Genomic DNA, 17,719 nt, shown 5'->3' on the forward strand with positions numbered 1-17,719 from the left:
GTCGGCACGAATTGGTGCGGACAGAGCCGCGCGCCGGCACATAAGTGTCGGCGCGCTTTTTCACAGGTGGTGCGATTCAGTTTTACCCGACTCGAAGATCAGGTCAGCGCGGGCTCGGCGAGCCGGAACAGGTCGTCCGCCTCCGACGCCGCCGCCGCGAGCCGATCGTTCTCGGCACGCAGACGCGTGATCTCGAACTCCAGTGCCTGGACCGTGGCACGAAGTCGGGTGACCTCGTCGAGCAGACGCCGGTCGGGCGCCGCACCTACGTGGCCGTACAGGGCCTTCGCCATAATGACTCCTTGATATGCGCTGCCGGAAAGGCCGGCCAACGCGCGCCCACTCGTACGCGGCTGTCATCCCAGGCGATTCTGGGCATGAGCGGGCGCGACTGGCGACACCTACATATTGAGCCGACACCCCCTCATTCGTCAAGTTCTCGCAGGCCGTAGATCATCTCTACGTCGACCTGTCCACTTGTCGGGGGTTGCCTCACGGCGCGGACACGCTCTGTCCGGACCACCTCACTCTACGCCCGCAATCACCGGAAGTCGCCACCCCGACGCCCCGGTTCCCCTTAACTCTTCCTTAGCCACGTTGCCGCGCCCAGGGCCGACACGTAGCGTCACCCCGGCCCGCAACCGACCCCTGGAGGCTGAGGCGTGTACGGCTGGACCGACCCGATCGACCCGGACCGCGCGGATCCGCGACCGGAACCGCCGAGCAACGGACCGGCCTGGCTGACCGACCGCCCGGCTCCCCGCTCCTCCTACCTCTTCGGTGACCAGCCGGACGGCACCGCCGGGAATCAGCCGGACGGGCCCGTCGACGACCAGTACCACGACCAGCCGACCGAACAGTGGCGGCCGGACGGGGCGTGGCAGGCGGCGGACCGGTGGCAGGAAGAGCCCACCGGGGCGTGGCGGCCCACCGACGAGTGGCGGGACGACGTCCCTCACGACGACACGCCGACCGCCACCTTCGCCGCCGCACCGCCCTTCGCCGCCGCACCGCCCTTCCCCGCCGCGCCCTTCGGCGACGCCCACCGCTCCACCGAGCCCGTCGGCGGAGCTCACGAGGCCGCGACCTTCGACACCGGCGCCTTCGACCGGACCCACGAGACCGGGGCGTTCGGCGCGGCCCACCGGGAGGCCGTACCCGGTGCCGGGTACCGGCCGGCGGCTTTCGACCCCGAGTCGATCCGCGACGGCCGGCACCGCCCACCGCGCCGGTTCGGTCGTCCCGCGCTGATCGGCGGCGCGGCCGCGGCGGCCACCCTGGTGGTGAGCCTGGGAATGGGCGCGATCGCCCTCACCGGCGGCGACGGCCCGACCACCCCGACCGCCGTCGACGACATCGTCACCACCGTTCCGGTACAGCCCGACTACGACGGGGCCACCACCGACGCGCCGGCCCCGAGCAGCCCCGCCGCCGCACCGACGTCGGCGAAGCCGAGCCCCTCGGCCACCCCGAGCCGCCGACCGACGCCCGCCCCGCGCCGCACCACCGCGCCCTCGCGGCGCACCGCCGAGCGAAGCAGCGCACCGGCCACCAGCAACCGCAGCGGCAGCTCGACCGGCGGCGGCAACACCAGTACCGGAGGCGGCGGCAGCAGCCAGGCCGCCCAGGTCGTCACGCTGGTCAACGCCGAACGGGCCAAGGCCGGCTGCGGCGCCCTGAGCGTCGACACCAAGCTGACCACCGCCGCCCAGCGGCACAGCCAGGACCAGGCCGACCACCGGAAGATGTCGCACGACGGCAGCGACGGCAGCGACGTGGGTGAACGGCTGGACCGGGTCGGCTACGCCTGGCGCACCTACGGCGAGAACGTCGCCTGGAACCAGCAGACCCCGGCCGCGGTCATGGACGCCTGGATGAACAGCCCGGGTCACCGGGCCAACATTCTCAACTGCGCCTTCACCGAGATCGGCGTCGGCGTCGCGAACAGCAACGGCCCGTACTGGACGCAGGTCTTCGCCGCGCCGCGCTGACCCCGTGCCCGGTAGCGCCCCCCACCCGCGTCGTCGGGCGGGGGGCGCTCGTTTGTCCGGGTAGGCGCGCGGCGAGGGGGCCCGCGCCGCGACCCGGGAGCGACCGATGCGGATCCGGTGGTCAGCGCTGCGTCGGGTGGTGGCGGCGACCGTCGTGCTCACCCTGCCCGTCCCGGCGTACGCGTGCCGCCCGCGACTGGCACCGCCCGGCGCGCCCACCCCGTGGCCGACGGCGTACGCGCGTCAGTGGCAGTGGCAGTGGCAGCTCACCGCCCCGGTCGACGTCACGGTCGACGCCGACGTGTTCCTGCTCGACGCGGTCCGGGTCACCGCCGAGGAGACCACCGCCCTGCGCGTGCGGGACCGCCGGCTGGTCTGCCACGTGCCCGTCGGGACGTACGCCGACACCGACCCGGACGCCGGCCGTTTCCCGCCGGCGGTGCGGGGATCGGCGGTGCGCGGGACCGGCGGCACCGACCGGCCGGCCCGCTGGTTGGACGTACGCCGGTGGGACCTGCTCGCCCCGGTGCTGGCCGACCGGTTCCGGCTCTGCCGGGGCAAGGGCTTCGGCGCGGTGGCCCTGGTCGACGCCGACGGGTACGCGCAGCGCACCGGCTTCCCGCTGAACTTCGACGACCAGCTGCTGTTCAACCGGCGGGTGGCCACGTTGGCCCGGTCGCTGGACCTCTCCCCCGGTCTGGTCGACGACGTGGGGCAGGTCGCCGCGCTGGCGCCGGACTTCGACTTCGCGGTCAGCCGGGACTGCGTCCGGCTGCGCCGGTGCGCCAAGCTGCTGCCGTTCGTGGACGCGGGCAAGCCGGTGTTCCACGTCGAGTTCACCGGCGACCCGGCGGTGTTCTGCGTGACCACCCTCGGCTACGGGTTCGCCTCCATCCGCAAGAGTCCGGAGCTGGACGCCGAACGGCAGCCGTGCCGACTCCCGTGACAGCGCACGACGCGGCCGAGGGCCGGTCCGCCACCCGCGGACCGGCCCTCGACGGTGTCGTCGCGGTCAGTGCGCGCCGACCAGCTCCGGCGTCGGGGCCGGCGGGTCGGTGGGCGTCGCGGCGGGTCGGGCCCGGAGGAACTTCGGCGCCCACCAGTTCGCGTCACCGAGCAGGGTCATCAGCGACGGCAGCACCACCGCGCGGATGATCGTGGCATCCAGCAGGATCGCCGCCGCCAGGCCGATGCCGAGTTGCTTCATGTCGATGGTGCTGAGCGTGGCGAAGATCGAGAAGACCCCGACCATCACGATCGCCGCGCTGGTCACCACGCCCGCCGAGGACGTGATGCCGTACGCGACCGCCTCCGAGTTGGACATGCCGGCCCGGATCCCCTCCCGGATCCGGCTGACCACGAAGACGTGGTAGTCCATGGAGAGCCCGAACAGCACCACGAACAGGAACAGCGGCAGCCAGGAGACGATCGCGTCCATCGAGGTGAAGTTCAGCAGGTCGTCGGCCGAACCACCCTGGAACACCAGGACCAGCAGGCCGTACGCGGCACCGGCGGAGAGCAGGTTGAGCAGGATCGAGCTGAGCGCGATCACCACCGACCGGAAGACCCACGTCATCACCAGGAAGGTGAGGACCAGCACGAAGCCCACCACGATCGGCAGCTTGTCCCGGACGTGCTGTGCGTAGTCCTCGCTACCGGCCACCTCGCCACCCACCGCGTACTCCGCCCCGCCGATGTCGCGCAGGGCCGCCGGGACCAGGTCCCCGCGCAGCCGCTCCAGCGACGACACGGCGCGGGCATCCCGGCTGGCGTACGGAATGGCGACCTCCAGCACCGACACCCGGCCGTCGGCGGACTGCTCGATCTTCGGGCCGTCCCCCTCCGGCGGGGCGAACAGCGGGTCGCCGGCGGCCCGGGTGGACAGCGTGGTGAGCGCGGCCCGCACCGCGCCGGCCTCGGCCGCGGGCGCCCGGACCACCACCGAGTGGCTGGTGCCGCTGCTCGGGAACGCGGCGGTGAGCCGGTCGTACGCCTGCATGGCGGGCGTGCTGCGCGGCAGGTCCTCCATGCCGGGGAACTTGAGCTTCATGCCCAGCGCCGGCGCGGCCAGGGCGAGCAGCAACCCGACCGAGACGACCAGGGTGACCGCCGGTGCGCGCAGTGCGGGCCGCAGCACGGCCGGCCAGAAGCGCGGCCCGACGGGACGGCCGTGCCGGCCGGTACGCGGGGCGGTGAGCCGCCACAACAGCGGCACCCGGGGCCGGTCGACCCAGCGACCGAGCTTGGCCAGCATCGCCGGCAACACGGTAAGCGACCCGATCACGGCGACCGCGACCACCAGGATCGACCCGACGGCGAGCGAGGAGAAGACGACGTCGCCGGCCAGCAGCAGACCCGCCATCGAGATGATCACCGCGAAGCCGGACACCACCACGGCATGACCGGAGGTCTCGGCGGCGATCTCCACCGCGTCCAGCCCGGACCGGCCCTTGGCCCGTTCCTCGCGCTCCCGGCGCACGTAGAACAGCGAGTAGTCCACGCCGACCGCCATGCCGATCAGCAGGATGACGCTCGCCGTGGTGTCGGTCGCCGGCACCAGGTGCGACGCCAGCGTGCTGAGCCCCATGGCGGCGGCCACCGAGGAGAGCGCCAGCAGCACCGGTACGCCGGCGGCGATCAGCGCGCCGAACGCGACGATCAGGATGGCCAGGGTGACCGGCAGGCTGAGCAGCTCGGCGCGCTTGAAGTCCGCGCCCAGCGTGTCGTCCAGCGCCTTGCTGATGGACGGCCCGCCCACCTGCTCGACCCGCAGGCCCGGATGGGCGTCCTGGACTCCGGCGGTCGCGTCGCGCAGCGGCTGGACCCGGTCCGAGGCGGTCTCCGGATCGCCGGACATGGTGATCGGGAGCAGCAACGCGTCGCCGTCCCGCGACGGCACCGGCGTGCCGACCGAGGCCACCCCCGGCACGGTCCGCAGCCGGGCGGTGGCGTCCTCGGCCGCCGCCCGCGCCGCCGCCGGATCGAGGATGCCGCCGCGCGGCGTGATGAGGACGTTCTCCGTCGCCGGATCGGTGAAGTTCCCGGACGACACGATGAGGCCCGCCCGGCCCGCCTCACCGATCGCCTGGTCCGAGTCCGTCGCCTCGTTGAGTCCGGCGGCGTTTCCCCCCAGGAAACACACCGCCACGAACACCACCCACAGCGCGATCGCGCGCCACGGATGTTCGGCACTCCACCGTGCCAGTCGCACCGTCATCGGTCGTGCGCCCATTCCGGGTCCCCCTGTCCCGTCGACCCCCTGTCAACCCCGCTGACGTTAGGGACGTGACGGACGCGGGACATCGGGGAACGGCCCCGGTCCGCCCCGGAACCCGGTTCCGGCCCGCTGCAGCGTCGATCGGCACCGGAACGACGGCGTACCCGGAACAGTCCCGGAGCGGACGGGCGGACGCGCCGAAGGTGACCCGGAGTCGGCTCGGGGTCAACCCCGGAGCGCCCCCCGAGGGCGGGGCTGGCAACGCGGGCAGCTGTACGACGACCGGTTCATGAACGCCTCCCGGCGGATCGGCGCGCCGCAGCGGCGACACGGCTGGCCCTCCCGGCCGTAGACGTTCAGCGCCCGGTCGAAGTAGCCGCTCTCCCCGTTGACGTTCACGTAGAGGGCGTCGAAGCTGGTCCCGCCCTCGGTGATGGCCTCGCCGAGCACGTCGCGTACGTGGCCGAGCAGGCGCGCCGCGGCCGGCCCGGTCAGCGCGTCGGTCGGCCGGGCACCGTGCAGCTTCGCCCGCCACAGCGCCTCGTCGGCGTAGATGTTGCCCACGCCGGAGATCAGGCTCTGGTCGAGCAGCGCCCGCTTCACCTCGGTACGCCGGCGGCGCAGCGCGGCCACGAAACCCTGGTCGGAGAAGTCCGGGTCCATCGGGTCACGGGCGATGTGCGCGATCTCGGCCGGCAGGTCCGCGCCGCCCTCGCTGACCGACAGCCCGCCGAACGTGCGCTGGTCGACGAAGCGGAGTTCGGGACCGCCGTCGGTGAACCGGAACCGCACCCGCAGGTGCGTCTCGTCCGGCGTCCCGGCCGGTTGCAGCAGCAACTGGCCGGACATGCCCAGGTGCCCGATCACCGCGTCGCCGCTGTCCAGCGGTAGCCACAGGTACTTGCCCCGGCGACGCACGTCGAGGATGGTCCGACCGGCCAGCACGTCGGTGAAGTGCCCGCCGCCGGCGGTGTGCCGGCGTACCGCCCGGGGGTGGCGCACCTCGACCGTGTCGACCGTCCGGCCGATGACCCACTGCGCGAGCCCGCGCCGGACCGTCTCGACCTCGGGCAGCTCAGGCACGGCCCGCCTCGTCCGGCGCCTCGGCTCCCGCCTCGGTGGACCCCACCCGCCCGTTGCCGTCCGCGTCGTACGCCGTGGTGGCGCTGCGCGACCGCGGCGGCGCCACGGCCGGTTCCGGGTCCGGACCGGCCGCCTGCTCCGCGAGTGCCGTCTGCCGGGTGCGCTCGGCCTGCTCGGCCTCGGCCTGTGCGGTGAGCATCCGCCAGGCCGACTCCGCGGCGCGCTGCTCGGCCTCCTTCTTGCTGCGCCCGTCGGCGCCGCCGTACCGGTTGCCGGCCACCACCACCCAGGCGGTGAAGGTCTTCAGGTGATCCGGGCCGGCGCCCTCGATGCGGTACTCCGGCACGCCCAGCCCCAACGCCGCGGTCAACTCCTGGAGGCTGGTCTTCCAGTCCAGCGCCGCGCCCCGCCCGGCCGACTCCGCCATCAGCGGATCGAACAGACGGTGGATGACGATCGCGGCCGTGTCCAGCCCGTACTGGAGGTAGATCGCGCCAAGCAGCGCCTCCAGCGTGTCGGCGAGGATGCTCGCCTTGTCCCGGCCGCCGGTCGTCTCCTCGCCCTTGCCGAGCAGCAGGTAGGCGCCGAGACCGTCGGGCCCCAGCCCGCGCGCCACGTCGGCGAGGGCACGCATGTTGACCACGCTGGCGCGCAGCTTCGCCAGCTGCCCCTCGGGCAGGTCCGGGTGGTTGTGGAACAACGCCGTGGTGATGACCACGCCCAGCACCGAGTCGCCGAGGAACTCCAGCCGTTCGTTGGTGGGCAACCCGCCGTTCTCGTACGCGTACGAGCGGTGGGTCAGTGCGCGCTCCAGCAACTCCGGGTCCATCGCCACGCCGAACGCGGACTCCAGGTGACTGGTGGACGGGCGCCTACGCTTGTCGCTCATGCCGCCACTCCGCTGCGCTCCGTGCCGCCACGAGGCACCTCCGCACTGAGCCGATGATTCACTCGCTGACGGTCGCTCATGCCGCCACTCCGCTGCGCTCCGTGCCGCCACGAGGCACCTCCGCACTGAGCCGATGATTCACTCGCTGACGCTCGTTCATGATGTGGGTACCTCGGTGTCGGTGGTGCGGTCGGTGCGGTTCTCGAGGTCCGGGGCGTCGGCGCCGGCCAACAGCGCACGGACCAGGTCTGCGGCGCGACGCCGCCACAGGTGGGCGGCGAGGGCGATGCCGGAGGCGACGTCGCCGGCGCGGGCGGCGCCGTGGCAGACGACCACCGTCCCGGCCACCCCGAGCAGGGCGGCGGCCCGGGGTGCGCCGCCACCGGCCGGCGCGCCACCGGCCATCGCGTACGCGCCCTCGATCGCCTTGAGCAGCACGTTACCGGTGAACCCGTCGGTGACCACCACATCGGCGCGCGCGCCGAGCGACACGTCGTAGCCCTCCACCAGGCCCACGTACCGACCGCCGTGCGGCAGGACGGCGGCGGCGAGAAGCGGGTCGGCGAGGCGTCGGGCGCGGTCGCCCTTGCCCGGCTCGGTGCCGACCGAGAGCAGCCCCACCCGGGGCGCGGTGATGCCGTGCGCGACCGAGGCGTACGCGGCCCCCAACACGGCGTGCCGGGCCAGGTTCATCGGGCGGGACTCCAACGATCCTCCGACGTCCAGCAGGACCACCGGCCCGCCGACGGCGGGCAGGGTCGCCACGAGGGCGGGATGGCGGACGTCCGGCCACCGGCCGAGGCCCAGCGCGGCGGCGGTGACGGTGGCACCGGTCGAGCCGGCGGAGAGCAGCGCGTCGGCGGCGCCCGCCCGGACGGCCTGCACGGCGGCCCGGACGGTGCTGTCGGCCCGCGCGGCGCTGGGATGGTCGGCCATGCCGACCACGGCGTCGACCGGCCGGACCGCGACCCGGGTGCGTTCCACCGGGTCGAGGGCGCGGATCACCTCGCCGGCGACCGCGGCGGGGCCGACGAGCAGCAGGTGCAGGTGGGGGTCGGCGCGGACGGCACGCAGAGCGCCGTCAACCACGACGGCGGGAGCATCGTCCCCGCCGAGGAGGTCGACGGCGATCCGCACGGTGCCCGGCTCCACCGGTACGCCGGCCGGTTCTGACCGGCCGGCGTCGGAGGGAGCCGGAGCACCGGGCGATTGCCAGGGTGCGCGCACCACCCGACCCGGGGTCGGGGGCGTCACTCGGCGTCCAGGTCAGACCTCGAGGACCTGGCGGCCGTTGTAGGTGCCGCAGACGGCGCAGGCGGCGTGCGGGAGCTTCGCCGACTTGCACTGCGGGCAGGCCACGGTAGCGACCGCCGTGGCCTTCCAGTTCGCCCGGCGGGCGCGGGTGTTGCTGCGCGACATCTTGCGCTTGGGGACGGCCACGGTTCCTACTCCTCTTTACGGGTCAGTTGCGACAGGCCCGCCCAACGCGGGTCGATCTGCTGGTGACTGTGGTCGGCCGGCAGATCGTCCCGGTGCACCCCGCATTCGGGGCACAACCCAGGGCAGTCCTCCCGGCAGAGCGGGTTGGTCGGCAGTGCGAGCACCACCGCGTCCCGCAGCGCCGGCTCCAGGTCGATCAGATCGCCCTGCATCCGGCCCACCTCGTCCTCGTCGGTCGTGGTGTCCGTGGTGCTGTTCTCGTACGCGTACAGCTCCTGGACGTTCACGACCACCGAGTCGTTGATCTCGCGCAGGCAGCGCCCGCACTCGCCCCGCACCGGACCGGTGACGGTCCCCGAGACGAGCACGCCCTCCGACACCGACTCCAACCTCAGGTCGAGGTCGAGGTCCGCGCCCTCCGGCACGCCGATCAACTCCACGCCGAGGTCCGCCGGTGCCGGGGACACCCGCTGAACCGTACGCAACGCACCAGGGCGACGCGGCAGGTCCCTCGTGTCGAGGACCAGCGGCGCCCTGGGGTTGAGTGAAGAAGGCGTGTGTTTGGGCATAGTCAGACTCCGGCCGGTGAGAGGCCGACAAAAAAGGTTACCTGGGCGACCACCGGACCGTCGAACCGGGGGCGACGCCCGCCCCGTCCGTCGGCTGGTGAGGTGCCGCTCAGAAGGGTAGCGGGCGTTCCGCCTCGTCCCCAGCGAAGGTGCCGATCTCCCGCAGCGCGTGCATCTTGTCCCGGCCGCGCTCTATCGAGGCCAGGGCCCGGGTGAGGAACTGCTCGAAGTTGGCCAGCGCGGTGTCGACGTAGTCGTCCACCTCCTCGCGCAGGCGCTGCGCCTCGGCCCGCGCCTCGGCGATGATCCGCGCCCCCTCGTGCTCCGCCGACACGGTGATCTCGTTCACCGAGACCAGGCGGGCGTGTTCCGCCTCACCCTCGCTGATGATCCGGTCGGCCTCCCGCTTGCCCGCCTCCATGATCTTGTCGCGCTCCTCGAGCAACGCGGCGGCCCGCCGGAGGTCGGCGGGGAGCTCGGCGCGCATCTCGTCGAGCGCGGCGATCATCTCGCCGCGGTCGACCATGCAGTTGTTGCGCGACATCGGGACGGAGCGGGCCTGCTCCACCATGGCGATCAGTTCGTCGATGCGATCGAGCGGGTCCACCGGTACCTCACTCCTGTCGTTCTTCGGCCGACCTCAATGATGCGGGCTGAGACCGGATTCGGCGCTGCACACATGATGTCGAATGCCGGCGACCCGCGCCCCATCCACCCCGCTCGGCGCGTCGCGTCCCCGCCCACCCCACGGTCCGCCGCCCCGCCCACCCTCGCGATCTTGCACATTCTGTCATCACGAAAGTGCAGGAGAAGGGCGAAACGGCGACCGAAAGTGCAAGATCGCGGAACCGGGAGTGCGGTGGTGGAGGGTCAGGGGCGGGGGGTGGGGCCCAGGCGGGACTGGAGGGCGGCGCGGACCACGTCCGGGACGTGGGACGAGATGTCGCCGCCCCACTTCGCCACGTCCTTGATCAGGCTGGAGGAGATGAAGGAGTAGAGCGGGTTGGTCGGCATGAAGAGGGTCTCGACGCCGGCCAGGCCGATGTTCATCTGGGCCATCTGGAGCTCGTAGTCGAAGTCGCTCACCGCCCGCAGGCCCTTGATCAGTACGCTCGCCTCCTGCGCCCGGCAGAAGTCCACCAGCAGGCCGCGGAAGGACTCCACGCGGACGTTCTCGTACGAGGCGCTCACCTCGCGGAGCATCTCGATCCGCTCCTCGACGGTGAACAGGCCGCTCTTCGACTGGTTCACCAGCACACCGACGATCACCTCGTCGAACAACCGGCTGGCCCGACCGATGATGTCGAGGTGTCCGTTGGTGACCGGGTCGAACGAGCCGGGACACACCGCACGTCTCATGATCGGCGACCGTACCAAAGGGTGGTCTCGCCGTACCGGCGACTGCGTTCCCCGGTGACGCCTCGCACCCACGGGACCGGGCCGGTCCGGCTGGACCGCTCGACCACCATCAGGGCGTCCGCCGCCAGCCACCCGCCGTCGACCAGCGCGGCGAGCACCGCCGCGATCTCCTCGTCCGGCATCGCGTACGGCGGGTCGGCGAAGACCACGTCGTAGGGGCCGCCGTCCGGCCCGGCCGCCAGCACGGTGGCCACCTTGCCGGTGACCAGCCGGGCGCCCGCCGCGGCCCGCAGCGCCGCCACGTTCTCGCGGATCACCCGGGCGGCCCGGGGGTCGGACTCGACCAGCAGGACGTGCGCGGCCCCGCGCGAGAGCGCCTCCAGGCCCACCGCGCCGGAGCCGGCGTAGAGGTCGGCGAACCGGGCGCCGGCCAGGTCCACGTCGGCCTGCACCGCGCTGAACAACGCCTCCCGGACCCGGTCGGACGTGGGCCGGGTGCCCGCACCGGGTGGCGCGGCGATCCGCCGGCCGCCGAGGGTGCCGGCCACGATCCGGGTCACCGTCTCCTCCTGCTCATGGCGATGACGCTACGCGACCCGCGACCCGGCAGCGGCGACACCGTCCGTGGCGGAAGGTGACCCCTTCGCGCACGCCGTGTATATCAATGATCTCACATTCATAACATCATTCTTGACGGTTGCTGAGCGCTGTGCCGCACGCGGTGATCTCGCTAGGGTCTGCCGGTGCCGGCGGACGCCGCCGGCCCACGGCACGGGACGGCGCCCTTCCCCGGAGGGCGCGACGCCATCCGCGACCCCCTCCGACCGTCCCTCCCGCGCCGACACCCCTGACGCACCAGCACCCCAGGAGTACGCGTGACCCGTACCATGCTGTCGCGCCGGCGACCGCTGACCATGGCCGCCGCCGCCTTGGCCGGCCTCGCTACGGCGTTCGCGGTCGCCTCGCCGGCACTCGCCACCGACCCGACGCCGTCCCCCGCGACGACCGCCACCGCCCAGCCGACGGCCACTGCCGAGCCGACGGTCACCGCCCAGCCGACGGTGACCCCGGCGCCCGAGGGGCCGACGTGCGTCACCGCCGCCGACGCCCGCTACACGCACACGTTCGACGGCCCGGCCGGTACGGCGTCCATCACGCTGACCAACGGTCCGCTCTGCGCCGGCGAGAAGCAGGAGCTGGCCCTGGTGTCCTATGTGACGCCGTCGGCGGCGTTCGCGGTCCCGCAGTACGTGCTGGACAAGTCGGTGCAGGCTTTCACCGGCGTCGCGGACGGCGAGCTGGGCGTGGCCACCCTTGACTTCGAGGTCGAGGTTCCGGCCTGCTACACGCAGGTCGACTTCGTCTTCGGCAGCACGATCATCGACCCGCTGACCGACACCAGCGACCGGTACGGCGACCGCAAGGTGGGCAGCTCCTCCGGCATCGGCGCCCGTTCGGAGGGCCCGCGCGCCTGGTACAACGGCGGCAAGGGGACCTGTGAGGCCGCGCCCGAGGTGATCGCCGCATCCGACTGCGACGGCACCGTCGAGCTGACCCTGGTCAACCGCACCGGCAACGCGTCGGCCGACTTCGTCGTCACCGGCGGCGCCGGCTTCGCCAAGACCGTCACCGTCGCGCTGCGCGCGATCGAGACGGTGGCGCTCACCGCCGAGCAGGCGAAGGAGATCACCGTCGCCGCCAAGGGCATGCAGACCTGGACCGGCGGCTGGGAGAAGCCCCAGGACTGCCAGGAGCCGGAGGTCGGCGAGCCCGAGGCCGGCTACACCTTCAGCTGCGACGAGATGACCTTCCAGATCGTCAACCCGGCGAACGGTGCGTCGCTGGCCTCGACCTTCACGCCGAGCACCGGCACCGCCAAGACGGTGACCGTCGAGCCGGGCACGACCGAGACGGTCACCTTCCCGGCCGGTCCGGGCTTCAGTGTCACCGTCACCGGCGACCTGGACTCGGGGGGTCCGCTGGCGTGGGAACAGCCGGCCGACTGTGACAAGGGCGGCGAAGGCGGCGGCGATCCCAGCCTGCCGGTGACCGGCGCGGCGGCCGGCGGCATCGCCGCGGGCGCGGTCGCACTGCTCGCCCTGGGCGCGGTGCTGTTCGTCATGGCCCGTCGGCGTCGGGTCCGCTTCACCGCCTGACCCGAGTTGACCTGAGGGGCGCGTCGACCACCCGGTCGGCGCGCCCCTCGCGTCTTGCCCCCGCGTGAAGATCGCGCTCGATCACGGAAGTAGTGGCATCACCAACGCGCTGATGCCACTACTTCGTGGGTCGAGCACGATCTTCACGCGGGGAACGGGTCGCCCCCGGCGCGCGGGGGATGGTCGCCCTCGGCGAGCGGGGCCGGTCAGCCCTTCTCCAGGTATTCCGCGCGTTCCTCGTCGACCAGGGCGGCGACCGAGGCGGCCAGCGCGGGATGGCGGGCCAACTCCGGGTCCTCGCCGACCAGGGTGATCGCCTCGGCGCGGGCGTCCCGGATCAGGTCGGCGTCGCGCAGCAACGACAGCAGCCGCAGGTGCGAGCGCCGGCCGGACTGCGTCGCGCCGAGCACGTCGCCCTCGCGGCGCTGTTCCAGGTCCAGTTCGGCGAGAGTGAAACCGTCCGTCGTGGACGCCACCGCGTCCAGCCGCTCCCGGGACGACGAGCCCTCGACCGCCTCGGTCACCAGCAGGCACAGACCGGGTGCCGTGCCCCGGCCGACCCGGCCGCGCAGCTGGTGCAGTTGGGACACGCCGAACCGGTCGGCGTCCAGCACGATCATCACGGTCGCGTTGGGCACGTTGACGCCCACCTCGACCACCGTGGTGGCGACCAGCACGTCGACGTCGCCGGCGGCGAAGGACCGCATCACCGCGTCCTTCTCGTCGGCGGGCAGCCGGCCGTGCAGGACGCCGATCCGCAACCCGCGCAGCGGCCCCTCGGCGAGCAGCGGCGCGACCTCGGTCACCGCCATCGGCGGCCGCCGGCCGTTGTCGTCCTCCTTCGGCGGCTCCTCCTCCGAGGCTGCGCCCTCACCGATACGCGGGCACACCACGTACGCCTGGTGGCCGGCGGCGACCTCCTCCCGGATCCGACGCCACGCCCGGTCCAGGAAGGCCGGTTTCTCCGCGACCGGGACCACGTGCGAGGCGATCGGTGAACGCCCCTGCGGCAGTTGGGAGAGGGTGGAGGTCTCCAGGTCGCCGTAGACCGTCATCGCCACCGTGCGTGGGATCGGGGTGGCGGTCATCACCAGCACGTGCGGCGGCTGGTCGGCCTTGGCCCGCAACGCGTCCCGCTGCTCCACACCGAACCGGTGCTGCTCGTCGACGACCACCAGGCCGAGGTCGGCGAAGTCGACCCCCTCGTACAGCAGGGCGTGCGTGCCCAGCACGATGCCGGCGCCGCCACCGGCCACCTCGGCCAGCGCCCGACGCCGGGCCGCCGCGCCCAGCGAGCCGGTGACCAGCTCGACCCGGGTGGCCTGCTCGGCGGCGCCCAGCTCACCCGCCCGGCCCAGCGGACCCAGCAGGTCGAGGATGCCCCGGTGGTGCTGGGCCGCGAGCACCTCGGTCGGGGCGAGCAGCGCGGCCTGGCCACCGGAGTCGACCACCTGGAGCATCGCGCGCAGCGCCACCACGGTCTTGCCCGAACCCACCTCGCCCTGCAACAGCCGGTGCATCGGGTGCGCGGTGGCCAGGTCCGCGGCGATCTCCACGCCGACGTCGCGCTGGCCGGAGGTCAGCTCGTACGGCAGGCGGGCGTCGAACGCGTCGAGCAGGCCCCCCGACGTGGCGGGGCGGGGCCGGGCCGGCGAGGCGGCGGCCCGGTGCTTGCGCTGCACCAGGGTGAGCTGCACGGCGAACGCCTCGTCCCACTTGAGCCGCCGCCGGGCCCGGTAGAGCGCCTCCTTGCTGGACGGCCGGTGGATCTCGCGCAGCGCCGTGTCGATGCCGATCAGCTTGCGGGTGGCCCGTACGGTCGCCGGCAGCGGATCCTCCGGCGGGGTGAACGTGTCCAGCACGACCCGGACGCAGCGGGCGATCACCCAGGTCGGCATCGCCGCCGCGGCCGGGTAGACCGGGATGAGCGCGCCGGCGAACTCCTCGATCTCCTCGTTCGCCGCCGCCTCGCCGTCGCCGCCCTCGCCGAGCAGGACGTACTCCGGGCCGTTGAGCTGCCGTCTGCCCCGGAACTCGGTGACCTTCCCGGCGAACAGCCCCCACCGGCCGGGCCGCAGCTCCCGCTCCCGCCACGCCTGGTTGCCGAAGAAGGTGAGGGTCAGCGACCCGCCGGAGCCGTCGCCGACGGTCACCTCCAGCAGGTTGCCCCGGCGCTGCCGCATCGGGCGTACGGCGGTGCGTTGCACCTGGGCCAGCACGGTGACCTGCTCACCGACGTCCAGCGAACGGATGTCGGTGTGCTCGCCGCGCTCGTCGTAGCGGCGCGGGAAGTGGTAGATCAGGTCGCCGGCCGTGTGCAGCTCCAGATGGGCGGCGAGGGCCTTCGCCGTCTTCTCCCCCACCAGCTTCTTCAGCGGCGTGTCGACCGTGGTCGCCTCGGAACTCATTCGACACCTATCAGGAGCGGGTAGTGCGGCTGGCCGCCCGGGAAGGCGTGCACCTCGACGAAGGGCCAGGCACTTCGCACGTGGTCGCGGACGGCGTCGGTCAGCCCGTCCGGCGCGTCCGCGCCGGAGAGCAGGGTGACCAGTTCACCGCCGCCGCCGAGCATCCGGTCGACCACGGCGGTGCAGGTGTCGAGCAGGCTCGCCCCGATCAGGTGCACCTCGCCCTCGACCAGGGCCAGCACGTCGCCCGGCCGGCACGGACCGGCCACCGTCAGCGCCTCCCGGCTGGCGTGGCACACCTCGGCGTAACGACAGGCGCCGGCCGCCTCGGCCATCGCGATCACGTCGTCCTCGAAGCGCCGGGCGGGATCACGCACCGCGAGCGCGGCGAGCGCCTGCACCGGTGAGCGGGTCGGCACCACACTGACCTTCACGCCCAGCCGGTGCGCCTCCCGGGCGGCGCTGCTCGCCACGGCAGACGTGTTCGGGTCGTTGGGCAGCACCACCACCCGGGCCGCGCCGGTCGCCCGGATGGCGTCGAGCAGCTCGCCGGTCGACGGATTGCCGGGGACCACCGTCGCCCCCTCGCCGGCGAACAGTTCGGCGATGCCCGCGCCGGCGGCGACCACCACCGCGGCCCGGCCGTCCGGGAGCACCGGCGCGGCGGGCGTGGCCTGGTCGGCGAAGCGGGTCACCGAGATCCGGTGCGGGCGGCCGGCCTCCACCCCCGCCTCGATCGCGGCACCCACGTCGTTGACGTGGACGTGCACGTTCCAGGTGCCACCGCCGGCGCCGCCGTCGCCGACCACCACCAGCGAGTCGCCCAGCTCGGCGAGGCGGGTCCGCAACCGGGCCACCGACCCGGGCTCGGCGTCGAGCAGGAACTGCACCTCGTAGGCGTACTCCTCGGAGCCGGTCTCGCGGACGGCCGTCACCGGCGGGCGGACCGGAACCCCGGCGGGCGCCGGATGCGCGGGGCTCTCCCCGGTCACCACCTCGACCAGCGCGTCGAGCAGCACGCACAGGCCCCGCCCGCCGGCGTCGACCACACCGGCGCGGGCCAGCGCGGGCAGCTGGCCCGGGGTGCGGGCCAGGGCCGCCGCCGCCTCCGTCGCCGCCGCCCGGGCGACCGCGGGCAGGCCGTCGCCCGCCGCGCGTTCGGCCGCGCCGGCGGCGGCGGCCACCACGCTGAGCACCGTGCCCTCGACCGGTCTGGCCACCGCGGCGTAGGCGGCGCTGGCCGCCTGGCGCAGCGCGACCGACAGCTCCCGACCACCCACCGCCGGCACGGTCGCCGCCGCGTCGGCGAAGCCGCGCAGGATCTGCGAGAGGATCACCCCCGAGTTGCCCCGCGCGCCGAGCAGGGCGCCCCGGGCCATCAGCCGCAGGGCGTGCCCGTGCGGTGTCGGCCCGGCGTCGGGCAGCGTGTCCAGGTCCATCGCCAGGGCCTGCTGGGCCGAGGTGAGGGTGAGCACGAGGTTGGTGCCGGTGTCCCCGTCGGGCACCGGGTAGACGTTCAGGTCGTCGATCTCGCCCTGGTGTTGCCGGAGCGCGGCCAGCCCACCCGCGCACCAACGGCGGACCGCGGCGGCGTCGAGGGTGTCCAGCACGGCGAGTAGCCTACTGGCGCGCACCGACGCCCGCCCGGCTCCACCGACCCCGCCGGGACGTGTCCCGCGCCCGTCGCCCCCGTCGGGGGCGATTCGTCGGTCCGGCCGGTCATCGGGTAACCTGACCAGGTTGCCCGGGCAGCGCCTGGCGGCGACCTCATGAACGTATCAATCCCAGGAGTATCCCGTGGCTAGCGTGTGCGACGTCTGTGGCAAGGGACCGGGCTTCGGCCACAACGTGTCCCACTCGCACCGGCGGACCAACCGCCGCTGGAACCCGAACATCCAGTCGGTGCGTACCCCGGCCGGTGGCGGCAACACCAAGAAGTTGAAGGTCTGCACCTCCTGCATCAAGGCGGGCAAGGTCACCCGCGCCTGACGCGGGGTTCCCTCACCTCGAAGACTCGTCACTGCCGGCGGACCGTCACGGTCCGCCGGCTTTGTCGTGCCCGACGGCTCCGGCCGCACCGGGCTCCGCCCGGATCCGGGCGCCGGATCGGGGCCGCGCCGCGCCGCGTCAGAGGGTGCGGCCGAAGGACAGGCAGCCCGGTTCGTCCTTGTAGAAGCCGAAGTTCGGGATCCGCTGGTAGCCGCCGGACGTGTACAGCGCGATCGCCTCGGGCTGCCGGTCGCCGCACTCCAGGATGACCCGCTTGCGGCCGTGGTCCCGCGCGGACCGCTCCACGGCGGCCAGCACCGCCCGCGCCACGCCCCGGCCGCGCGCGGCCGGGGCCACGTACATCCGCTTCAGCTCCGCCGTGTCCCCCGCGGCACCGTGGCTGCGCCAGCCGCCGCACCCGACCGGCTCCCCACCGAGCAGCGCGACCAGGAAGGCGCCGGCCGGTGGCGCGAACTCGGCGGCGTCCACCGGGGTCTCGTCCCCGCTGCCGCCGTACCGGGCACCCAGGTCGGCCAGCGCGTCGCGGATCAGGCGCTGCGCCACCGGCGCGTCGAAGCGCACCGCGTGGATCTCCAAGTCGCTCACGGAGTAAAGGGT

17 protein-coding genes are annotated in these 17,719 nt (G+C 73.5%); 4 read left to right on the top strand and 13 right to left on the bottom strand.

Annotated features, from left to right (window positions below):
• Positions 1-98 precede the first annotated feature (98 nt).
• Positions 99-293 carry a hypothetical protein gene (locus D7223_RS07550; RefSeq protein ID WP_120726439.1) on the bottom strand — a complete coding sequence of 65 codons (195 nt, stop codon included), beginning with the start codon at positions 291-293 and terminating at the stop codon, positions 99-101.
• A 369-nt stretch (positions 294-662) separates the two neighbouring features.
• Between D7223_RS07550 and D7223_RS07555 the strand changes: the two genes are divergently transcribed.
• Both D7223_RS07555 and D7223_RS07560 read left to right on the top strand, forming a co-directional pair.
• Positions 663-1,991 carry a CAP domain-containing protein gene (locus tag D7223_RS07555; protein ID WP_120726441.1) on the top strand — a complete coding sequence of 443 codons (1,329 nt, stop codon included), beginning with the start codon at positions 663-665 and terminating at the stop codon, positions 1,989-1,991.
• A gap of 106 nt (positions 1,992-2,097) precedes the next feature.
• Positions 2,098-2,937, top strand: a complete 840-nt coding sequence (locus D7223_RS07560; RefSeq protein ID WP_120726443.1) for an endo alpha-1,4 polygalactosaminidase — start codon at positions 2,098-2,100, stop codon at positions 2,935-2,937.
• A 66-nt stretch (positions 2,938-3,003) separates the two neighbouring features.
• Here the strand turns inward: D7223_RS07560 and D7223_RS07565 are convergent, their stop codons facing one another.
• The 9 genes from D7223_RS07565 to rsmD all read right to left on the bottom strand — a co-directional run bounded on the left by D7223_RS07565 (position 3,004) and on the right by rsmD (position 11,108).
• Positions 3,004-5,223, bottom strand: a complete 2,220-nt coding sequence (locus D7223_RS07565) for an MMPL family transporter (RefSeq protein ID WP_120726445.1) — start codon at positions 5,221-5,223, stop codon at positions 3,004-3,006.
• A gap of 210 nt (positions 5,224-5,433) precedes the next feature.
• A complete protein-coding gene (gene mutM / locus D7223_RS07570; protein WP_120726447.1) occupies positions 5,434-6,291 on the bottom strand; it encodes a bifunctional DNA-formamidopyrimidine glycosylase/DNA-(apurinic or apyrimidinic site) lyase in 858 nt (285 codons plus the stop codon).
• Complete coding sequence (rnc, locus tag D7223_RS07575) at positions 6,284-7,180, bottom strand: ribonuclease III (RefSeq protein WP_120726449.1); 897 nt, start codon at positions 7,178-7,180, stop codon at positions 6,284-6,286. Before rnc ends, mutM begins: the two co-directional genes overlap by 8 nt.
• A 156-nt stretch (positions 7,181-7,336) precedes the next feature.
• Positions 7,337-8,332 carry a phosphate acyltransferase PlsX gene (locus D7223_RS07580; RefSeq protein ID WP_186832257.1) on the bottom strand — a complete coding sequence of 332 codons (996 nt, stop codon included), beginning with the start codon at positions 8,330-8,332 and terminating at the stop codon, positions 7,337-7,339.
• 114 nt (positions 8,333-8,446) lie between these two features.
• Positions 8,447-8,620, bottom strand: a complete 174-nt coding sequence (gene rpmF, locus D7223_RS07585) for a 50S ribosomal protein L32 (RefSeq protein ID WP_120726451.1) — start codon at positions 8,618-8,620, stop codon at positions 8,447-8,449.
• 5 nt (positions 8,621-8,625) lie between these two features.
• A complete protein-coding gene (locus D7223_RS07590; protein ID WP_120726453.1) occupies positions 8,626-9,189 on the bottom strand; it encodes a YceD family protein in 564 nt (187 codons plus the stop codon).
• Positions 9,190-9,298: 109 nt separating this feature from the next.
• Positions 9,299-9,796, bottom strand: a complete 498-nt coding sequence (locus D7223_RS07595) for an SPFH domain-containing protein (protein WP_091064048.1) — start codon at positions 9,794-9,796, stop codon at positions 9,299-9,301.
• A gap of 263 nt (positions 9,797-10,059) precedes the next feature.
• Complete coding sequence (gene coaD / locus D7223_RS07600) at positions 10,060-10,548, bottom strand: pantetheine-phosphate adenylyltransferase (RefSeq protein WP_120726455.1); 489 nt, start codon at positions 10,546-10,548, stop codon at positions 10,060-10,062.
• Positions 10,545-11,108, bottom strand: coding sequence for a 16S rRNA (guanine(966)-N(2))-methyltransferase RsmD (rsmD, locus tag D7223_RS07605; RefSeq protein WP_120726457.1), 564 nt, complete (start codon positions 11,106-11,108; stop codon positions 10,545-10,547). The genes coaD and rsmD overlap by 4 nt, the downstream gene beginning before the upstream one ends.
• A gap of 315 nt (positions 11,109-11,423) precedes the next feature.
• Here rsmD and D7223_RS07610 point away from each other — a divergent pair, with 315 nt between their 5' ends.
• Complete coding sequence (locus D7223_RS07610) at positions 11,424-12,704, top strand: cell wall anchor protein (protein WP_120726459.1); 1,281 nt, start codon at positions 11,424-11,426, stop codon at positions 12,702-12,704.
• A 206-nt stretch (positions 12,705-12,910) separates the two neighbouring features.
• Here D7223_RS07610 and recG read toward each other — a convergent pair whose 3' ends face one another.
• Together recG and D7223_RS07620 are read right to left on the bottom strand one after the other, a co-directional pair.
• Complete coding sequence (gene recG / locus D7223_RS07615) at positions 12,911-15,112, bottom strand: ATP-dependent DNA helicase RecG (RefSeq protein ID WP_120726461.1); 2,202 nt, start codon at positions 15,110-15,112, stop codon at positions 12,911-12,913.
• Positions 15,109-16,722 carry a DAK2 domain-containing protein gene (locus D7223_RS07620; RefSeq protein WP_120726463.1) on the bottom strand — a complete coding sequence of 538 codons (1,614 nt, stop codon included), beginning with the start codon at positions 16,720-16,722 and terminating at the stop codon, positions 15,109-15,111. Before D7223_RS07620 ends, recG begins: the two co-directional genes overlap by 4 nt.
• A gap of 187 nt (positions 16,723-16,909) precedes the next feature.
• On the opposite strand from D7223_RS07620, the gene rpmB reads away from it, so the two are divergent.
• Entirely contained in the window at positions 16,910-17,101 is a 192-nt protein-coding gene (rpmB, locus tag D7223_RS07625; RefSeq protein ID WP_011905179.1) for a 50S ribosomal protein L28, read from the top strand.
• Between the two features lie 138 nt (positions 17,102-17,239).
• Here rpmB and D7223_RS07630 read toward each other — a convergent pair whose 3' ends face one another.
• Positions 17,240-17,707 carry a GNAT family N-acetyltransferase gene (locus D7223_RS07630; RefSeq protein WP_120726465.1) on the bottom strand — a complete coding sequence of 156 codons (468 nt, stop codon included), beginning with the start codon at positions 17,705-17,707 and terminating at the stop codon, positions 17,240-17,242.
• Positions 17,708-17,719 lie beyond the last annotated feature (12 nt).

This window comes from Micromonospora endolithica (assembly GCF_003626595.1).
GTDB lineage: Bacteria > Actinomycetota > Actinomycetes > Mycobacteriales > Micromonosporaceae > Micromonospora > Micromonospora endolithica.